12 protein-coding genes are annotated in these 14,839 nt (G+C 69.4%); 7 read left to right on the top strand and 5 right to left on the bottom strand.

Going from position 1 to position 14,839, the window contains the following annotated elements; genetic code table 11:
* Positions 1-192: 192 nt before the first annotated feature.
* Entirely contained in the window at positions 193-2,301 is a 2,109-nt protein-coding gene (locus tag BV908_RS05035; protein ID WP_103737405.1) for a catalase, read from the top strand.
* 78 nt (positions 2,302-2,379) lie between these two features.
* On the opposite strand, the gene BV908_RS05030 is transcribed toward BV908_RS05035, so the two are convergent.
* Both BV908_RS05030 and argH read right to left on the bottom strand, forming a co-directional pair.
* Positions 2,380-3,354 (bottom strand): Bug family tripartite tricarboxylate transporter substrate binding protein, encoded by a 975-nt coding sequence (locus tag BV908_RS05030; protein WP_103737404.1) that lies wholly within the window; start codon positions 3,352-3,354, stop codon positions 2,380-2,382.
* Positions 3,355-3,487: 133 nt separating this feature from the next.
* Positions 3,488-4,948, bottom strand: a complete 1,461-nt coding sequence (gene argH, locus BV908_RS05025; protein ID WP_103737403.1) for an argininosuccinate lyase — start codon at positions 4,946-4,948, stop codon at positions 3,488-3,490.
* 49 nt (positions 4,949-4,997) lie between these two features.
* Between argH and BV908_RS05020 the strand changes: the two genes are divergently transcribed.
* Both BV908_RS05020 and BV908_RS05015 read left to right on the top strand, forming a co-directional pair.
* A complete protein-coding gene (locus tag BV908_RS05020) occupies positions 4,998-6,065 on the top strand; it encodes a histidine kinase (RefSeq protein WP_103737402.1) in 1,068 nt (355 codons plus the stop codon).
* A 46-nt stretch (positions 6,066-6,111) separates the two neighbouring features.
* A complete protein-coding gene (locus BV908_RS05015; protein WP_015914004.1) occupies positions 6,112-6,864 on the top strand; it encodes a LytTR family DNA-binding domain-containing protein in 753 nt (250 codons plus the stop codon).
* A gap of 154 nt (positions 6,865-7,018) precedes the next feature.
* On the opposite strand, the gene BV908_RS05010 is transcribed toward BV908_RS05015, so the two are convergent.
* The 3 genes from BV908_RS05010 to polA form a co-directional block, all read right to left on the bottom strand.
* Entirely contained in the window at positions 7,019-7,849 is an 831-nt protein-coding gene (locus BV908_RS05010) for a ZIP family metal transporter (RefSeq protein WP_103737401.1), read from the bottom strand.
* A 112-nt stretch (positions 7,850-7,961) separates the two neighbouring features.
* Complete coding sequence (locus tag BV908_RS05005) at positions 7,962-8,855, bottom strand: dienelactone hydrolase family protein (protein WP_011806435.1); 894 nt, start codon at positions 8,853-8,855, stop codon at positions 7,962-7,964.
* A 151-nt stretch (positions 8,856-9,006) separates the two neighbouring features.
* Positions 9,007-11,775 carry a DNA polymerase I gene (polA, locus tag BV908_RS05000; protein ID WP_103737400.1) on the bottom strand — a complete coding sequence of 923 codons (2,769 nt, stop codon included), beginning with the start codon at positions 11,773-11,775 and terminating at the stop codon, positions 9,007-9,009.
* 142 nt (positions 11,776-11,917) lie between these two features.
* Between polA and BV908_RS04995 the strand changes: the two genes are divergently transcribed.
* From BV908_RS04995 to BV908_RS04980, 4 genes are all read left to right on the top strand, one after another.
* Positions 11,918-12,334, top strand: coding sequence for a hypothetical protein (locus tag BV908_RS04995; protein ID WP_047351590.1), 417 nt, complete (start codon positions 11,918-11,920; stop codon positions 12,332-12,334).
* A 36-nt stretch (positions 12,335-12,370) separates the two neighbouring features.
* On the top strand, positions 12,371-12,739 hold the full coding sequence (locus BV908_RS04990; protein ID WP_103737399.1) for a hypothetical protein: 369 nt from the start codon (positions 12,371-12,373) through the stop codon (positions 12,737-12,739).
* 91 nt (positions 12,740-12,830) lie between these two features.
* The gene (locus tag BV908_RS04985) at positions 12,831-13,781 is read left to right on the top strand and encodes a homoserine kinase (RefSeq protein WP_103737398.1); all 951 of its coding nucleotides are present in this window, start codon (positions 12,831-12,833) and stop codon (positions 13,779-13,781) included.
* A 150-nt stretch (positions 13,782-13,931) separates the two neighbouring features.
* Positions 13,932-14,759 carry a BPSS1780 family membrane protein gene (locus BV908_RS04980; protein WP_103737397.1) on the top strand — a complete coding sequence of 276 codons (828 nt, stop codon included), beginning with the start codon at positions 13,932-13,934 and terminating at the stop codon, positions 14,757-14,759.
* Positions 14,760-14,839 lie beyond the last annotated feature (80 nt).

Here is a 14,839-nt window from a genome sequence, read left to right as displayed (position 1 = left end):
AAGCGCTCCATGCGCCACGCGGCTGTTGCATGCGCTTACAGCCTGGGCAGACCCCGTCCCGTGCGGTGGCGCATGACGACGCGCAAAGGGGCGCAAGTCCTACCCAGGCGCCGCAAAACCGCGCGAAACATGGCGGCTCGCCGCAGCGCGGCACCGTGCAACACCCACCGCCATTTCGCCCAAGGAGCGTCCATGCCACGAACCCCCGCCACCAAGCAACCCCTACCCGCCCGCCAGGCCGCGGCCCATGCGGACAGCTACCGCGGCCATGCCGGAGAACTGCAGCAGCAGGCCGCCGGCCAACACCCGGTGCTGACCACCCAGCAGGGCATTGCCGTGCCCGACAACCAGAACACCCTGCGCCCCTCGCCGCACGGGCCGGCGCTGCTGGAAGACTTCATCCTGCGCGAGAAGATCACCCACTTCGACCACGAGCGCATTCCCGAGCGCGTGGTGCACGCGCGCGGCTCCGCGGCGCACGGTTTCTTCGAGCTCACCCACTCCCTCGCGGACTACACCACGGCACGGGTACTGACCGAAGTCGGCACGCGCACGCCCGTGTTCACGCGCTTTTCCACGGTGGCCGGTGGCGCCGGATCGGTGGACACGCCGCGCGACGTGCGGGGCTTTGCCGTGAAGTTCTACACGCCCGAGGGCAACTGGGACCTGGTGGGCAACAACATCCCGGTGTTCTTCATCCAGGACGCGATGAAGTTCCCCGACCTCGTGCACGCCGTGAAAATGGAGCCCGACCGCGCCTTCCCGCAGGCCGCCAGCGCGCACGACACGTTCTGGGACTTCATCTCGCTCATGCCCGAATCCATGCACATGGTGATGTGGATCATGAGCGACCGCACCATTCCGCGCAGCCTGCGCATGATCGAGGGCTTTGGCGTGCACAGCTTCCGGCTGGTGAATGCCGCGGGTGAGAGCACATTCGTCAAGTTCCACTGGCGGCCCAAGCTGGGCATTCAGTCCACCGTGTGGGACGAGGCGATGAAGCTGCAGGCGGCGGACAACGACTTCCACCGCCGCGACCTGTTCGAGGCCATCGAGGCGGGCGACTACCCCGAGTGGGAGCTGTCCGTGCAGCTGTTCACCGAGGAAGAGGCCGGCACGTTCCCCTTCGACCACCTGGACGCGACCAAGCTCATCCCCGAAGAGTTGGTGCCGCTGCGGCCCATCGGGCGCATGGTGCTCAACCGCTGGCCCGACAACTTCTTCGCCGAGACCGAGCAGGTCGCCTTCTGCCCGGCCAACCTGCCGCCGGGCATCGACTTCAGCAACGACCCGCTGCTGCAGGGGCGCCTGTTCAGCTACCTGGACACGCAACTGCTGCGCCTGGGCGGCCCCAACTTCGTGCAGATCCCCATCAACGCGCCCAAGTGCCCCTTCGCCCACAACCAGCGCGACGGCCACATGCAGATGCTCGTGCCGCAGGGCCGCGTGAACTACGAGCCCAGCAGCCTGCAGGCCGACTCGCCCCGCGCATCGCAGGCGGCAGGCTTTCGGCATGTGGCGCAGACCGACGAAGGCAGCGGCAAGGGGCGCATCCGCCCCGAGAGCTTTGCCGACCACTACAGCCAAGCGCGCATGTTCTACCGCAGCCAGAGCCCGCTGGAGCAGGCGCACCTGGCGTCGGCGCTGGTGTTCGAGCTGTCCAAGGTACAGACGCTGCACGTGCGCGAAGGCGTGGTGGGCCATCTGCTGCACATCGACCCGCAGCTGGCCCAGCGCGTGGCCGATGGCCTGGCGCTGCCGCAGCTGCCGCCCGCCCCCCCGCTGGCCGTGCCGGTGCAGGACCTGCCGCCCTCGCCCGCCCTGCGCATCATCGACCGCATGAAGCCCACGCTGCAGGGCCGCTGCGTGGGCATTCTGGTGGCCGACGGCTCCAACGGCACCACCGTGGCCAACCTGCGCAAGGCGCTGGAGAAGGCGGGCGCGCAGGTGAAGATCGTCGCGCCCAAGGTGGGTGGCGCGCTGCTCAAGGACGGCACGCAGTTGCCTGCCGACGGGCAGCTGGCAGGCACGCCCTCGGCGGTGTTCGACGCGGTGGCCTCGGTGCTCTCGCCGGAGATGGGCGCGCAGCTGGCGCGCGAGGCCGTGGCGGTGGACTGGTTCCGCGACGCCTTCGGCCACCTCAAGGCCATCGCTGCCTGCAAGGGCACGCAGGCCATCCTGCAGGCCGGCGGCATCGAACCCGACGCGGGCGTGGTGGACCCGGCCGACGCGCAGGGCTTCATCGCTGCCGCGCAGACGCGCCAGTGGGCGCGCGAGCCGCAGGTGCGCACGCTGGCGTGAGCGCGGGCCTGCGCTGGTCTGCGGGGCAGCGGCCGGGGTGCGCCCCTACCGCGCCCCTACCGCGCGGCTACTGCACGCCTACTGCGCCGTGAAGCCGCTGTTGCGGATGATGCGCGCCCAGGCTGCGGTGTAGGCCTTCTGGCGCGCGGCCAGTTGTCCGGGCGCCATGTGGCCCACGGTGAGGCCCAGGGTGGTGAGCTGCTCATGCACCGCGGGCTGCGCCAGCACCTGCGCCAGTGCGGCGGAGAACTGCGCGATGAAAGCGCCGGGCGTGCCGGCCGGCGCGTAGATGCCGTAGTACGGCAGGTCCTCGAAGCCCTTGAGGCCCAGTTCGTCGAACGTGGGCACATCGGGCAGCGCGGCCTGGCGCTGCGTGCCCAGCACGCCCACCACGCGCAGCTTGCCGCCGCGGTGGTGCTCGATGAAGTCCTGCACCGATCCCACGCCCGCCGCGATCTGGTTGCCCAGCATGTCGCCGATCATGGGCGCGCTGCCGCGATAGGGAGCGGCCACCAGGTCCAGCCGGTACTTGCGGCCCAGCAGCTTGACCAGAAACTCCGGCGTGGATGCCGGCGCCGGCACGCCCACCGCGCCCTGGCCGCCCCGCGCAGCCTGGAGCCACTGCACATACTCGTTGAACGAACGCGCGGGCGTGCCGCCCGAAACGGCAAACGCGTTCACGAAGGTGGCAAAGCCCGCCACGGGCACGAAGTCGCTCACCGGGTCGAAGCCGGGGTTCTTCACCACCAGCGGCAGGATGGAGAGGGTGTGGTCGTGCGTGAGGAACAGCGTGGTCCCGTCGGCCGGCGCGGCCTTGAGCACCTGCGCCGCGATCTGCCCGCCCGCGCCGGGTCGGTTGTCCACGACCACGGGGGTGCCCAGCACGTCCTTGAGCTTGTCGGCCAGCAGGCGGGCGATGGCATCCGAGCCGCCTCCGGGCGGAAAGCCCACCAGGATGCGCACCGGCTTGGTGCCGTCGGCCCAGGCGGGCAACGCCGGCAGCACGCTGGCGGCAACGGCGCGGGCCAGCAGGTGGCGGCGGTGCAGGTTCATGGTGGCTCTCCTGGGGCGGCAGGGCGATACAAATTCAGGAGCTGTTCGCGCTTGCCAGCAAAGCGTTTCAGCATCAAAACATACTGAAAACCGCCTACATCAAGCGCTGACAGCTCCTATTTTTGACGGGCAATCAGGCGGACAGCCGCGCACGGTGGCGCGCCAGCTGCGTGCGCACCTGCGCGGGCGCGGTGCCGCCCAGGGTGTTGCGCGCGTTCAGCGAGCCCTGCAGGCTCAGGGCATCGAACACGTCCTTCTCGATCGCCGGGTGAAAGCCCTGCAGCACGGCCAGCGGCAGCTCCGACAGGTCCACGCCGTGCGACACGGCGGCCTTCACCGCGTGGGCCACGGTCTCGTGCGCGTCGCGGAACGGCAGGCCCTTCTTGACGAGGTAGTCGGCCAGGTCGGTGGCGGTGGCGTAGCCCTTGAGCGCCGCGGCGCGCATGGCATCGGCGTTCACGGTAATGCCGCCGTCCTTGCAGCCGGTGGCGGGGTTCATCTGGCCGCCGATCATCTCGGCGAAGATGCGCAGCGTGTCCTTCAGCGTGTCCACCGTGTCGAACAGCGGCTCCTTGTCCTCCTGGTTGTCCTTGTTGTAGGCCAGGGGCTGGCCCTTCATCAGCGTGATCAGGCCTATCAGGTGGCCGACCACGCGGCCGGTCTTGCCGCGTGCGAGTTCAGGCACGTCGGGGTTCTTCTTCTGCGGCATGATCGACGAGCCGGTGGTGAAGCGGTCGGCGATGCGGATGAAGCCGAAGTTCTGGCTCATCCAGATGATGAGTTCTTCGGACAGGCGGCTCACGTGCACCATGCACAGGCTGGCGGCGGCCGTGAATTCGATGGCGAAGTCGCGGTCGCTCACGCCGTCCAGGCTGTTCTGGCACACGCCCTCCATGCCCAGCGTCTTGGCCACGCGCTCGCGGTCCAGCGGGTAGGTGGTGCCGGCCAGCGCGGCGGAGCCCAGCGGCAGCACGTTCACGCGGCGGCGCACGTCGCGCATGCGCTCGGCATCGCGTGCAAACATCTCCACGTAAGCCAGCAGGTGGTGCGCAAAGCTCACGGGCTGCGCCACCTGCAGGTGGGTGAAGCCGGGCAGGATCACCTCGACGTTCTGCTCGGCCACCTCGACCAGCGACAGCTGCAGCTCGCTCAGCAGGCCCTCGATCAGGTCGATCTCGCCGCGCAGCCACAGGCGCACGTCGGTGGCCACCTGGTCGTTGCGGCTGCGGCCGGTGTGCAGGCGCTTGCCGGCGTCGCCCACCAGCTGGGTCAGGCGCGCCTCGATGTTCAGGTGCACGTCCTCCAGGTCCAGCTTCCACTCGAACGCGCCGGACGCGATCTCCTGCGTGATCTGGGCCATGCCCTTCTGAATGTCGGCGTGGTCCTGCGCGCTGATGATGCCTTGCGCGGCCAGCATCTCGGCATGGGCCAGGCTGCCCGCGATGTCGGCCTGCCACAGGCGCTTGTCGAAGAACACGCTCGACGTATAGCGCTTGACCAGATCGCTCATGGGCTCGGAGAACAAGGCCGACCAGGCCTGGGCCTTGGTGGCGAGCTGGTCGTGGGACGGTTGCGAGGCGGAAGAAGAGGACATGGGGGCAATAATCCGGGGGTTTCGACACCCGGAACGCCCGGATGCCGCAATGCAAGAGACGCAAATTTTATCGACCCGCCCCGCCGCCCTGCCCGAAGCCGCACCGCGCAGCGCGGTACGCGGCCGCGCGCTGGTGTTCGACGCCTGCCAGGTGGGCGTGGTGCTGCGCGCCGTGCTGTTCGTGGAACTGGTGCTGGGCGTGGGCGCCTTGTTCGGCGCGGGCAGCCTGGCCGAATGGCTGGCGCGCCTGGCGTTGCTCACGGGCGGCGCGCTGCCGGCCACCCTCGCCTGGCTGATCACGGCCTGCAGCCTCAAGACAGCGCTGCAGCGCCTGCAGGAGCCGCTGCAGTACGCCGCCGGCGTGCTGCTGGGCGCACTGGCCGGCCTGCTGGCCTGCGCCATGCTGGCCCTGGCCAGCGGCCCCGCGGGCGCCCCGCCACCGTGGCTGGCCAGCGCCGCCAGCGGCGCGCTGCTGGCGGCGCTGCTGGTCACCGCGCTGAAAATGCGCGCACGCGCGCGCACGCCCGCCGCCACCACCGCGCGCCTGACCGAGTTGCAGGCGCGCATCCGCCCGCACTTCCTGTTCAACACGCTCAACAGCGCCATCGCCCTGGTGCGCGACGAACCCGCCAAGGCCGAGGCGCTGCTGGAAGACCTGAGCGACCTGTTCCGCCACGCCCTGGTGGAGCAGGGCGAGTCCGCCACGCTGGAGGAAGAGATCGTGCTGGCACGCCGCTACCTGGACATCGAGCAGGTGCGCTTTGGCGAACGCATGCGCGTGCAATGGGTGCTGGATGCGCGCGCCAACGCCGCGCGCCTGCCGCCGCTCTTGCTGCAGCCGCTGGTGGAAAACGCGGTCAAGCACGGCGTGGAGCCCAGCGCGCGCGGGGGCAAGCTGCGCATCGCCACCGAGCGGCGCGGCGGCCGCGTGGTGCTGACCATCACCAACACCCTGCCCACCGATCGCCCCACGGCCGAGGAAGCGCCGCGCGGCCACGGCATCGCCCAGGCAAACGTGCGCGACCGCCTGCGCCTGCTGCACGACGTGGACTGCGACTTCAGCGCCGGCGTACAGGGCGGCCTGTACCAGGTGCGCATCTCGCTGCCCGCGCCCTGAATCCCCGGGCCACGCGGCACGCCACATCCACTACAGTCGACGCCCCATGCACATCCTGATCGTGGACGACGAACTCCTGGCCCGCAGCCGCCTGCGCACGCTGCTGGCCGACTGCGACCCCCGCCACAGCGTGACGGAGGCCGCGCACGCCGCGGACGCGCTGGCGCAGCTCGAGGCCAGCGGCGGCCGCGCGGTGGACGTGGTGCTGCTGGACATCCACATGCCCGGCCAGGACGGCCTGGGACTGGCGCACCACATCCAGCGCCTGCCGCACCCGCCGGCCATCGTGTTCGTGACCGCCCACGCGGACCATGCGCTGTCGGCCTTCGAACTGGATGCCGTGGACTACCTGACCAAGCCCGTGCGCCTGCAGCGCCTGCAGCAGGCATTGGCCAAGGCGCAGCGCGCCGCCGCCCCCAGCGCCGCTCCCACGCGCTCGCCGCTGCCGGCACCCAGCTGCGAGGTGCTGCTGATCCAGGAGCGCGGGCGCACCGAGCGCGTGCCGCTGGACGACGTGCTGTTCCTGCGCGCCGAGCAGAAATACGTGACGGTGCGCACCCTCACGCGCAGCTTCGTCATCGACAGCGCGCTGTCCGACCTGGAGGCGCGCCACGCGGGCCACTTTCTGCGCGTGCACCGCAGCACGCTGGTGGCCCGCCGCGCCATGCGCGCGCTGGAGCGCTATTACGACGCCGAGGAGGGCGAAGGCTGGGCCGTGCGCCTGCATGGACTCACCGAGCCCCTGCCGGTCTCACGCCGCCAGGTGGCCGGGGTGCGCGAGGCGCTGGCCACGGGTTGATACGGCTGCGGCGTTCACGGCGTTCCAGGCGCCCACACGCCCGCACCCTCTAAACGGCTGCACCCTCTGCGCGGCCGCCGGCCCTTGGACTGGCGCCGCGGTCCTCCCCGGGCAGGCAGGCGCGGCGCGCACACCGGCGAACGCGCTGCCGTGCTCAATGCGCGTGCGCCAGCCCGCTCACAAAGGTCACCACCGCGATGCCGGCCGCCAGCCAGGCGATCTGCGCCAGCGTCTGCGCGGCCGAGAGGCGTTTTTGCAGTTGCGGGATCAGGTCGGCCAGCGCCACGTACACTAAGCTGCTGGAGGCGATGGCCAGGAAATACGGCAGCCCGCCGTCCCACAGCCCCACCAGGTAGTAGCCCACCAGGCCGCCCAGCGCCGTCAGCGCGCCCGCCAGCGAGACCTTGAGCAGCGCCGCGTTGCGGTGGCGGGTGCTGTGGCGCAGCACCACCAGGTCGCCGATGTGGTGCGGCACCTCGTGCGCCAGCACCGACAGCGCGGCCACCACGCCCAGCCGCGTGTCCGCCATGAAGGCCGAGGCGATCAGCACGCCGTCGCCAAAGCAGTGCACGCTGTCGCCGGTCAGCAACGCCCAGCCGCCATGCCCGTGCTGGCCCGGGCCATGGTGGTGGTCGTGCGCGTGGTCAGGGTGGTGGTCGTGGTGGCCCTGGCCATGGATGTGCCGCTCGGACGGGCTGTGCTCATGGCCGTGGTGCCACAGCTCGGCCTTGTCCAGCAGGAAGAAGAACACCAGCCCCAGCAGCAGCGTGGCAAACAGGTCGTGCGCACTGGCCTGGCTCTCGAACGCCTCGGGCAGCAGATGCATGAAGGCGGTGGCCAGCAGCGCGCCCGCGGCCAGGCTCAGCAGGTGCTGCGGCCCCACGCGCTGGCGCGTGCCCATGCCCAGGCGCAGCAGCGCCGCCGCCACCCACACACTGCCAATGCCCGCGGCCAACGTGGCCAGGATGATTGCTATCAATGTCATAGCTGCTTGCGCTTTCTCTTATTGGCCTAGATGCCAATTTCAATCAAAACCAAACTCTCCGCGCCATCAAAAAAAGCCCCGAAGGGCTTGTGTGCGTGCTGGCTGCCGCGGCTCACGCCACGCCGTGCTGCTTGAACCAGGCCAGCGTGCGCTTCCAGCCGTCCTGCGCGGCTTCCTTGCGAAAGCTCGGGCGGTAGTCGGCATGGAAGGCATGCGGCGCGTCCGGGTAGACCACGAACCGCGAGGCTTTCGCTGCGGCAGACCCTTCTGACAGGGCGCTTTTCATCTTATCAATCGTGTCAAGAGGTATGCCGGCATCTTTTTCGCCATACAGACCCAGCACGGGTGCCTTGAGGATGGGCGCCAGGTCCACGGGGTGCTTGGGATTCAGGGCGCTGGCCTGCCCCACCAGACGGCCATACCAGGCCACCCCGGCCTTCACCGGGCCATGCGCGGCGTAGAGCCAGGTGATGCGGCCGCCCCAGCAAAAGCCGGTGATGCCCACGCGCTGGAGGTCACCGCCATGGGCTCCGGCCCATTGCACGGCGCCATCCAGGTCGGCCATGACCTGGGCATCGGGCACCTTGGACACCAGCTCGCTCATGAGCTTGGCGACTTCACTGTAGGCGCGCGGGTCGCCCTGGCGCGCGAACAGGTCGGGGGCAACGGCAAGGTAGCCCTCGTGCGCCAGGCGGCGGCAAACGTCGGCAATGTACTCGTGCACGCCGAAGATCTCTGAAATCACCAGCACCACGGGCAGCCCCGTCTTGCCCTGCGGCGCCGCGCGGTAGGCGCGCACGTCAAAGCCGTTCACCGCAAAGTGCACCTCCCCCGCCGTGAGCCCGTCGGCCGGGGTGGAGACCGCTGTCTGCGCCATCACCGGCGCGGCCGCGGCGGCATAGCCGGCCCCCAGCATGACGCCCAGCGCGGTGCGGCGGCTGGCGCCGGCTGCCGTGCTACGGCCGGGGACGAGTGCATCGAAGTCGTTCTGGAGATCGCTGTGCATGACGGAGGCTCCTGGCAAGGGGTGGCAAGGGGTGGCAAGGGTTGGGGGACGAACGCCCCCCGGCGCTGGCCAGGAGGCATGGCGTGCCAATGTAGCGGCAATGGCCGTTTTGCGCATGCGACCCGCCCGCGCCACCGGGCGACAAGCGCTATCAGTGCGCCTTGTCCCAGTCGGGCCCCACGCCCACTTCGGCCAGCAGCGGTACCTGCAGCGCGGCCACGCCGGCCATCAGGCGCGGGATCTCACGGCGCAGCCAGTCCACCTCGCCCTCGGGCAGCTCGAACACCAGTTCATCGTGCACCTGCATGATCATGAGCACCTCGGGCTTGCGCGCGTCCAGCTCGCCCTGCACGGCCACCATGGCCTTCTTGATGAGGTCGGCCGCCGTGCCCTGCATGGGCGCGTTGATGGCGGCGCGCTCGGCCGCGCCGCGGCGCGGGCCGTTGGGCGAGTTGATCTCCGGCAGGTACAGGCGCCGGCCGAACACGGTCTCCACGTAGCCGCGCGCCTTGGCCTGGGCCTTGGTCTCTTCCATGTACTGCTTCACGCCGGGGTAGCGCTGGAAGTAGCGGTCGATGTAGGCCGCCGCCGCCTTGGTCTCGATACCCAGGTTCTTGGCCAGGCCGAAGCTGCTCATGCCGTAGATCAGGCCGAAGTTGATGACCTTGGCGTAGCGGCGCTGCTCGCTGCTCACCTGGTCCAGCGCCACGCCGAACACCTCGGCCGCCGTGGCGCGGTGCACGTCCAGGCCCTCGCGGAAGGCGTGCAGCAGCGCCTCGTCGCCGCTGATGTGCGCCATGATGCGCAGCTCGATCTGGCTGTAGTCGGCACTGGCAATCACGCGGCCCGCGGGTGCCACGAAGGCCTCGCGCACGCGCCGGCCCTCCGGCGTGCGGATGGGGATGTTCTGCAGGTTGGGCTCGTTGCTGGACAGCCGCCCGGTGACGGCCACGGCCTGCGCGTAGTGGGTGTGGACACGGCCGGTGCGCGGGTCCGCCAGCGTGCTGAGTTTGTCGGTGTAGGTGCCCTTGAGCTTGCACAGGCTGCGGTGTTCCAGCAGTTTGGCGGGCAGCGGGTAGTCCTCGGCCAGCTTCTCCAGCACCTCTTCGTCGGTGCTGCGCGCGCCGGTGGCGGTCTTCTTCACCACGGGCATGCCCAGCTTGTCGAAGAAGATTTCACCCAATTGCTTGGGCGAGCCCAGGTTGAAGGGCTGGCCGGCGATGGCGTACGCCTCCTGCTCCAGCTGCACGATGCGCTGGCCCAGCGCGTGGCTCTGGGCGGCCAGCTTGCCCGCGTCGATCAGCACGCCATTGCGCTCGATGCGAAACAAGGTCTCGCTGCAGGCCATCTCCAGCTCGTAGATGCCGCGCAGCTTGTCGTCGGCCTGCAGCTGGGGCCATAGCACGCGGTGCACATCCAGCGTCTGGTCGGAGTCCTCGCACGAGTAGGCCGCAGCCTTGTCCACCGGGACCTGGGCAAACGGGATCTGCTTGGCCCCCTTGCCGCACAGGTCTTCGTAGCTGATGCCGGTGCGGCCCGTGTGGCGCTCGGCCAGGCTGGCCAGGCCATGGGGCTTGTGCACTTCCAGCACGTAGCTTTGCAGCATGGTGTCGTGCGCATAGCCGCGCACCTGGATGCCATGGTTGGCGAACACATGCCGGTCGTACTTCACGTGCTGGCCCAGCTTGGGGCAGGCCGGGTCTTCCAGCCAGGGGCGCAGGCGCTCCAGCACCTCGGCCAACGGCAGCTGCGGCGGCGCGTCAGGGCCGTTGTGCGCCAGCGGGATGTAAGCGGCGGCTCCGGGCTCAACGCTGAAGGACACGCCCACGATCTCGGCGCGCAACTCGTCCAGCGACGTGGTCTCGGTGTCCAGCGCCGCCAGCGGCGCGGCCTTCAGGCGCGCGAGCCAGCCGTCGAGCTGCTCCCAGGTGAGGATGGTGTCGTAGGTCACCTCGCGCTGCTGCGCCTGCACGGCGACGGCGCTGGCGTCGGGCGTGGCGAAGAGGTCTCCGCTGGCGCCAGCATCCGGCACCACCGCGGACGGCAGCGCGCGTGCCAGGCTCTTGAAGCCATACTTTTGATAAAAATCGCGCAACGCGTCCGCCTGCTCAGCGCCAACAGCTATCGCATCGATAGCAGGCAGGCCATCGAGGTGGCCTGCCAGGTCGCAATCGGTCTTGATGGTGACCAGCGTGCGTGCGGTGGGCAGCCAGTCCAGCGCCCCGCGCAGGTTCTCGCCGGCCACGCCCTTGATGGCGCCCGCGTTGGCCAGCAGCGCATCCAGCGAACCGTATTCCGTGAGCCATTTGGCGGCGGTCTTGGGGCCGACCTTGGGCACGCCGGGCACGTTGTCCACGGCATCGCCCACCAGGGCCTGGTAGTCCACCATGAGCGTCGGGGGCACGCCGAACTCGGCGGTCACGCCGGCCACGTCCCGCTTCTTGCCGTTCATGGTGTCGATGATGGTGATGTGTTCGTTCACCAGCTGGCTCAGGTCCTTGTCGCCGCTGGAGATCACCACCTGCATGCCCTGGCCGGCGGCGGTAGCAGCCAGCGTGCCGATCACGTCGTCGGCCTCCACGCCGGGGATACACAGCACCGGCCAGCCCAGCAGCCGCACCACCTCGTGGATGGGCTCGATCTGCGCACGCAGGTCATCGGGCATGGGCGCGCGGTGCTGCTTGTACTCGGGGTACAGCGCATCGCGAAAAGTGGGGCCGCTGGCATCGAAAACGCAGGCGGCGTAGTCGGCCGGGACTTCTTTCTTGAGCGCCTGCAGCATGTTGATCATGCCGCGGATGGCCCCCGTGGGGGCGCTGGCGGGATCGCCCGGCACGGCGCGTAGGTCGGGCATGGCATGGAATGCGCGGTACAGGTAGCTGGAGCCATCCACCAGCACCAGGGTCTTGGGGCGTGTCATCGGCGAATTCTCCCACGCTCATCGGCCGTGGCCGCCATCGCAATCAGCACCCCGCACGCGGGCAGGTGCAGTGGAAAGCGGCACAATCCGTCGCCATGGCCCGGCGGTGCGCCGCGCCCTCCCCTCTCCCCAAGGCTGCCCCATGAAACACCACCTGCTCGCCCTCCTCGCCTGCGCCACCACCACCCTGGCGTGGGCCAACCCGGACTTCAAGAACGTGCCGCCTTCGATGCAGAAGTCGCTGCACGGCATCAGTGCCGCACAGTTTGACGGCGGCGTGCTGCGCGCGCAGATGAACAAGCCCGAGGTCACCGAGCTGGTGTACAACACCTTCGTCTTCCACAACATCTGCGCGCAGCAGTGGCACGACCCAGCGCAGTTCGCGCGCCTGGGCCTCACGCGCGTGGAGCTGTTCAATGCCGCCGGCACGCAGGGCTTTGCCTTCGATGCGCGCGGCGACGTATGCGAGGAGATGGGCAAGCTCGGCAAGAACTTCCGCACCTTCATCGGCAAGTACACACAGGTCTGCAGCGCCAGCACCTGCCCACCGCAGCGCTGAGCGCGCACGCCGGCGCACGGCGCCTACAATCGCGCCATGCGCGCTCTCCACTCCACCTTCCTGCTGCTGGCCCTGGCCAGTGCTCCCGCCCTGGCTCAGAATGCAAGCCAAAATGCCATTCAACCCAGTGCGGACGGGCGCGGCCAGCTATTGGAAAGAGAGCAGCAGGCTGAAGGGCGCCACAACCAGCGCGTAGAGCACATCGTGGTGGAGGACGCCGGCAGCCGCGTGCAAGAGCTGCGCGTGGGCGGGCAGACGCAGAGCATCACCGTGCAACCCAAGACCGGCACGCCGCTGCCCGCGTATGAAGTGCGCTCCAACGACGGAGCCCGCGCACGCCCCGGCAACTTCAACGAGTCGGACACCGTGACCGCACCGCGCGTGTGGAACTTGCGCAATTTCTGACCGCAGCCAACGCGGCATTCCTGGGCGGCCCGTATCGCCCGCTCCTTCCCCCGCTTTTTTCAGCACGCCGCGTGCACTGACGTACTGACCGATGGCCGTTTTCACCGAAGTCTCCACCAAAGAGGCGCGCGAATTGCTGCGCCGGCTGCAGCTGGGCAAGCTGCTCGAGCTGCGCGGCATCGAGGGCGGCATCGAGAACACCAACTACTTCGTCACCTGCGAGCAGGGCGAGTACGTACTCACGCTGTTCGAGCGCCTCACCGCAGAGCAGTTGCCTTTCTACCTGCACCTGATGAAGCATCTGGCGCACGCGGGCATCCCCGTGCCGGACCCGCAGGCCGACAAGCATGGCGAGATCCTGCACCAGGTGTGCGGCAAGCCTGCTGCGCTGGCCACCAAGCTGCGCGGCAAGAGCCAGCTCAGCCCCCAGGAAGCGCACTGCGCGGCCGTGGGCACCATGCTGGCGCGCATGCACCTGGCAGCAAGCGGCTATGAACGCCAGCAGCCCAACCTGCGCGGCCTGCCCTGGTGGAACGAGACCGTGCCGGTGGTACTGCCGCACATCGGCGCCGAGCCGGCGGCGCTGCTGCAGTCCGAACTGGCCTACCAGAACCATGTGGCGGCCTCCAGCGCCTACGCGGCGCTGCCGCGCGGCCCCATCCATGCCGATCTGTTCCGCGACAACGTGATGTTCGAAGGCGAGGAACTCACGGGCCTCTTCGACTTCTATTTCGCGGGCGTGGACACCTTCCTCTTCGATCTGGCCGTGTGCCTGAACGACTGGTGCATCGACCTGTCCACAGGCGCGCACGCCGCGCCGCGCGCCCAGGCCATGATCGACGCCTACCAGGCCGTGCGCCCGCTCACCGTGCTTGAACGCGCCCTGCTGCCCGCCATGCTGCGGGCCGGGGCGCTGCGCTTCTGGATCTCGCGCCTGTGGGACTTCTACCTGCCGCGCGAGGCCGCCATGCTCAAGCCCCACGATCCCACACACTTTGAGCGCGTGCTGCGCCAGCGCGCGGCCCATCCGGTGACTCTGTAGCCACCATGGTGCGCCGCGCGCCGCGCAACAGCCACTCCACACATAACCGTTGGTTTCATCCACCGCTGCGGCCTGTGCAGCGGCAACTGGGGTAAATTCCCCCATGCGCCCGCACCGCTGCCGCGGCGCTCCACCTTCGATTTCCAATCCATGAAACTGCACATCGTCCCCGCGCGCGCGGGCCTGGAATGGGTACGCCTGGGCATTCGCGTGTTCTGGCGCCAGCCCATGGCGCTGGCCGCGCTGTTTTTCATGACCATGGCGGCGATGTCGCTGGCCACCATGCTGCCGCTGATCGGTCCCGCCGTGGCGCTGGGCCTGCTGCCCTCGGCCACGCTGGCCATGATGGTGGCCGCGGCCGAGGCCAGCCAGGACCGCGTGCCCACGCCCGCACTGCTGCTGGTGGCGTTTCGCACCGGCAAGCAGCGGCTGAACCACATGCTGACCCTGGGCGCGCTCTACGCCGTGGGCTTCCTCGGCCTGATGGGGCTGTCGGCCCTGGTGGACGGCGGGCAGTTCGCACGCGTGTACCTGGGCGGCGAGCCGCTGACGCGCGAGATGGCCGAGTCGGGCAGCTTCCAGGCGGCCATGTGGCTGTCGCTGCTGCTGTACGTGCCGCTGTCGCTGCTGTTCTGGCACGCGCCCGGCCTGGTGCACTGGCACAACGTGCCGCCCGTGAAGGCGCTGTTTTTCAGCATCGTCGCCTGCCTGCGCAACTTCGGGGCCTTCACGGTGTATGGGCTGTCGTGGATGGGCGTGTTCCTCGGCGCAGGCGTGGTCATCAGCCTGCTGGTCACGATGCTGAGCGCCATCGGCCTGGGCGCCGGCATGGCCGGCGGCATCATGGTGGCGACGGCGATGATGTTGGCCGCCATGTTCTTCTCGTCGGTGGTGTTCACGTTCCGCGACAGCTTCGACGCGCCCCACCACGACCACGGCGACTCGTCCGCTGCGGCGTCACCCGAGCAGGATTCATAAAGCTGCGCCAGCGGAGTCGTCGGGGCGCTCCGCCCGGTCCCGTGCTTCCAGATATTCGGACGGAGCGGGCCGAGTCCCCG

This window comes from Diaphorobacter sp. LR2014-1, assembly GCF_002916785.1.
GTDB lineage: Bacteria > Pseudomonadota > Gammaproteobacteria > Burkholderiales > Burkholderiaceae_C > Diaphorobacter > Diaphorobacter nitroreducens.
The sequence above is the reverse complement of the archived record's forward strand: the minus strand, read 5'-3'. Positions and strand labels throughout refer to the sequence as shown.

Bases quoted from the DNA above. Each gene is read 5' to 3' on its own strand.
- BV908_RS05010 (WP_103737401.1), bottom strand. From the start codon at position 7,849: ATGACATTGATAGCAATCATCCTGGCCACGTTGGCCGCGGGCATTGGC.
- BV908_RS04985 (WP_103737398.1), top strand. From the start codon at position 12,831: ATGGCCGTTTTCACCGAAGTCTCCACCAAAGAGGCGCGCGAATTGCTG.
- argH (WP_103737403.1), bottom strand. From the start codon at position 4,948: ATGTCCTCTTCTTCCGCCTCGCAACCGTCCCACGACCAGCTCGCCACC.
- BV908_RS05005 (WP_011806435.1), bottom strand. From the start codon at position 8,855: ATGCACAGCGATCTCCAGAACGACTTCGATGCACTCGTCCCCGGCCGT.
- BV908_RS04990 (WP_103737399.1), top strand. From the start codon at position 12,371: ATGCGCGCTCTCCACTCCACCTTCCTGCTGCTGGCCCTGGCCAGTGCT.
- BV908_RS04980 (WP_103737397.1), top strand. From the start codon at position 13,932: ATGAAACTGCACATCGTCCCCGCGCGCGCGGGCCTGGAATGGGTACGC.
- BV908_RS05020 (WP_103737402.1), top strand. From the start codon at position 4,998: ATGCAAGAGACGCAAATTTTATCGACCCGCCCCGCCGCCCTGCCCGAA.
- BV908_RS04995 (WP_047351590.1), top strand. From the start codon at position 11,918: ATGAAACACCACCTGCTCGCCCTCCTCGCCTGCGCCACCACCACCCTG.
- BV908_RS05015 (WP_015914004.1), top strand. From the start codon at position 6,112: ATGCACATCCTGATCGTGGACGACGAACTCCTGGCCCGCAGCCGCCTG.
- polA (WP_103737400.1), bottom strand. From the start codon at position 11,775: ATGACACGCCCCAAGACCCTGGTGCTGGTGGATGGCTCCAGCTACCTG.
- BV908_RS05035 (WP_103737405.1), top strand. From the start codon at position 193: ATGCCACGAACCCCCGCCACCAAGCAACCCCTACCCGCCCGCCAGGCC.
- BV908_RS05030 (WP_103737404.1), bottom strand. From the start codon at position 3,354: ATGAACCTGCACCGCCGCCACCTGCTGGCCCGCGCCGTTGCCGCCAGC.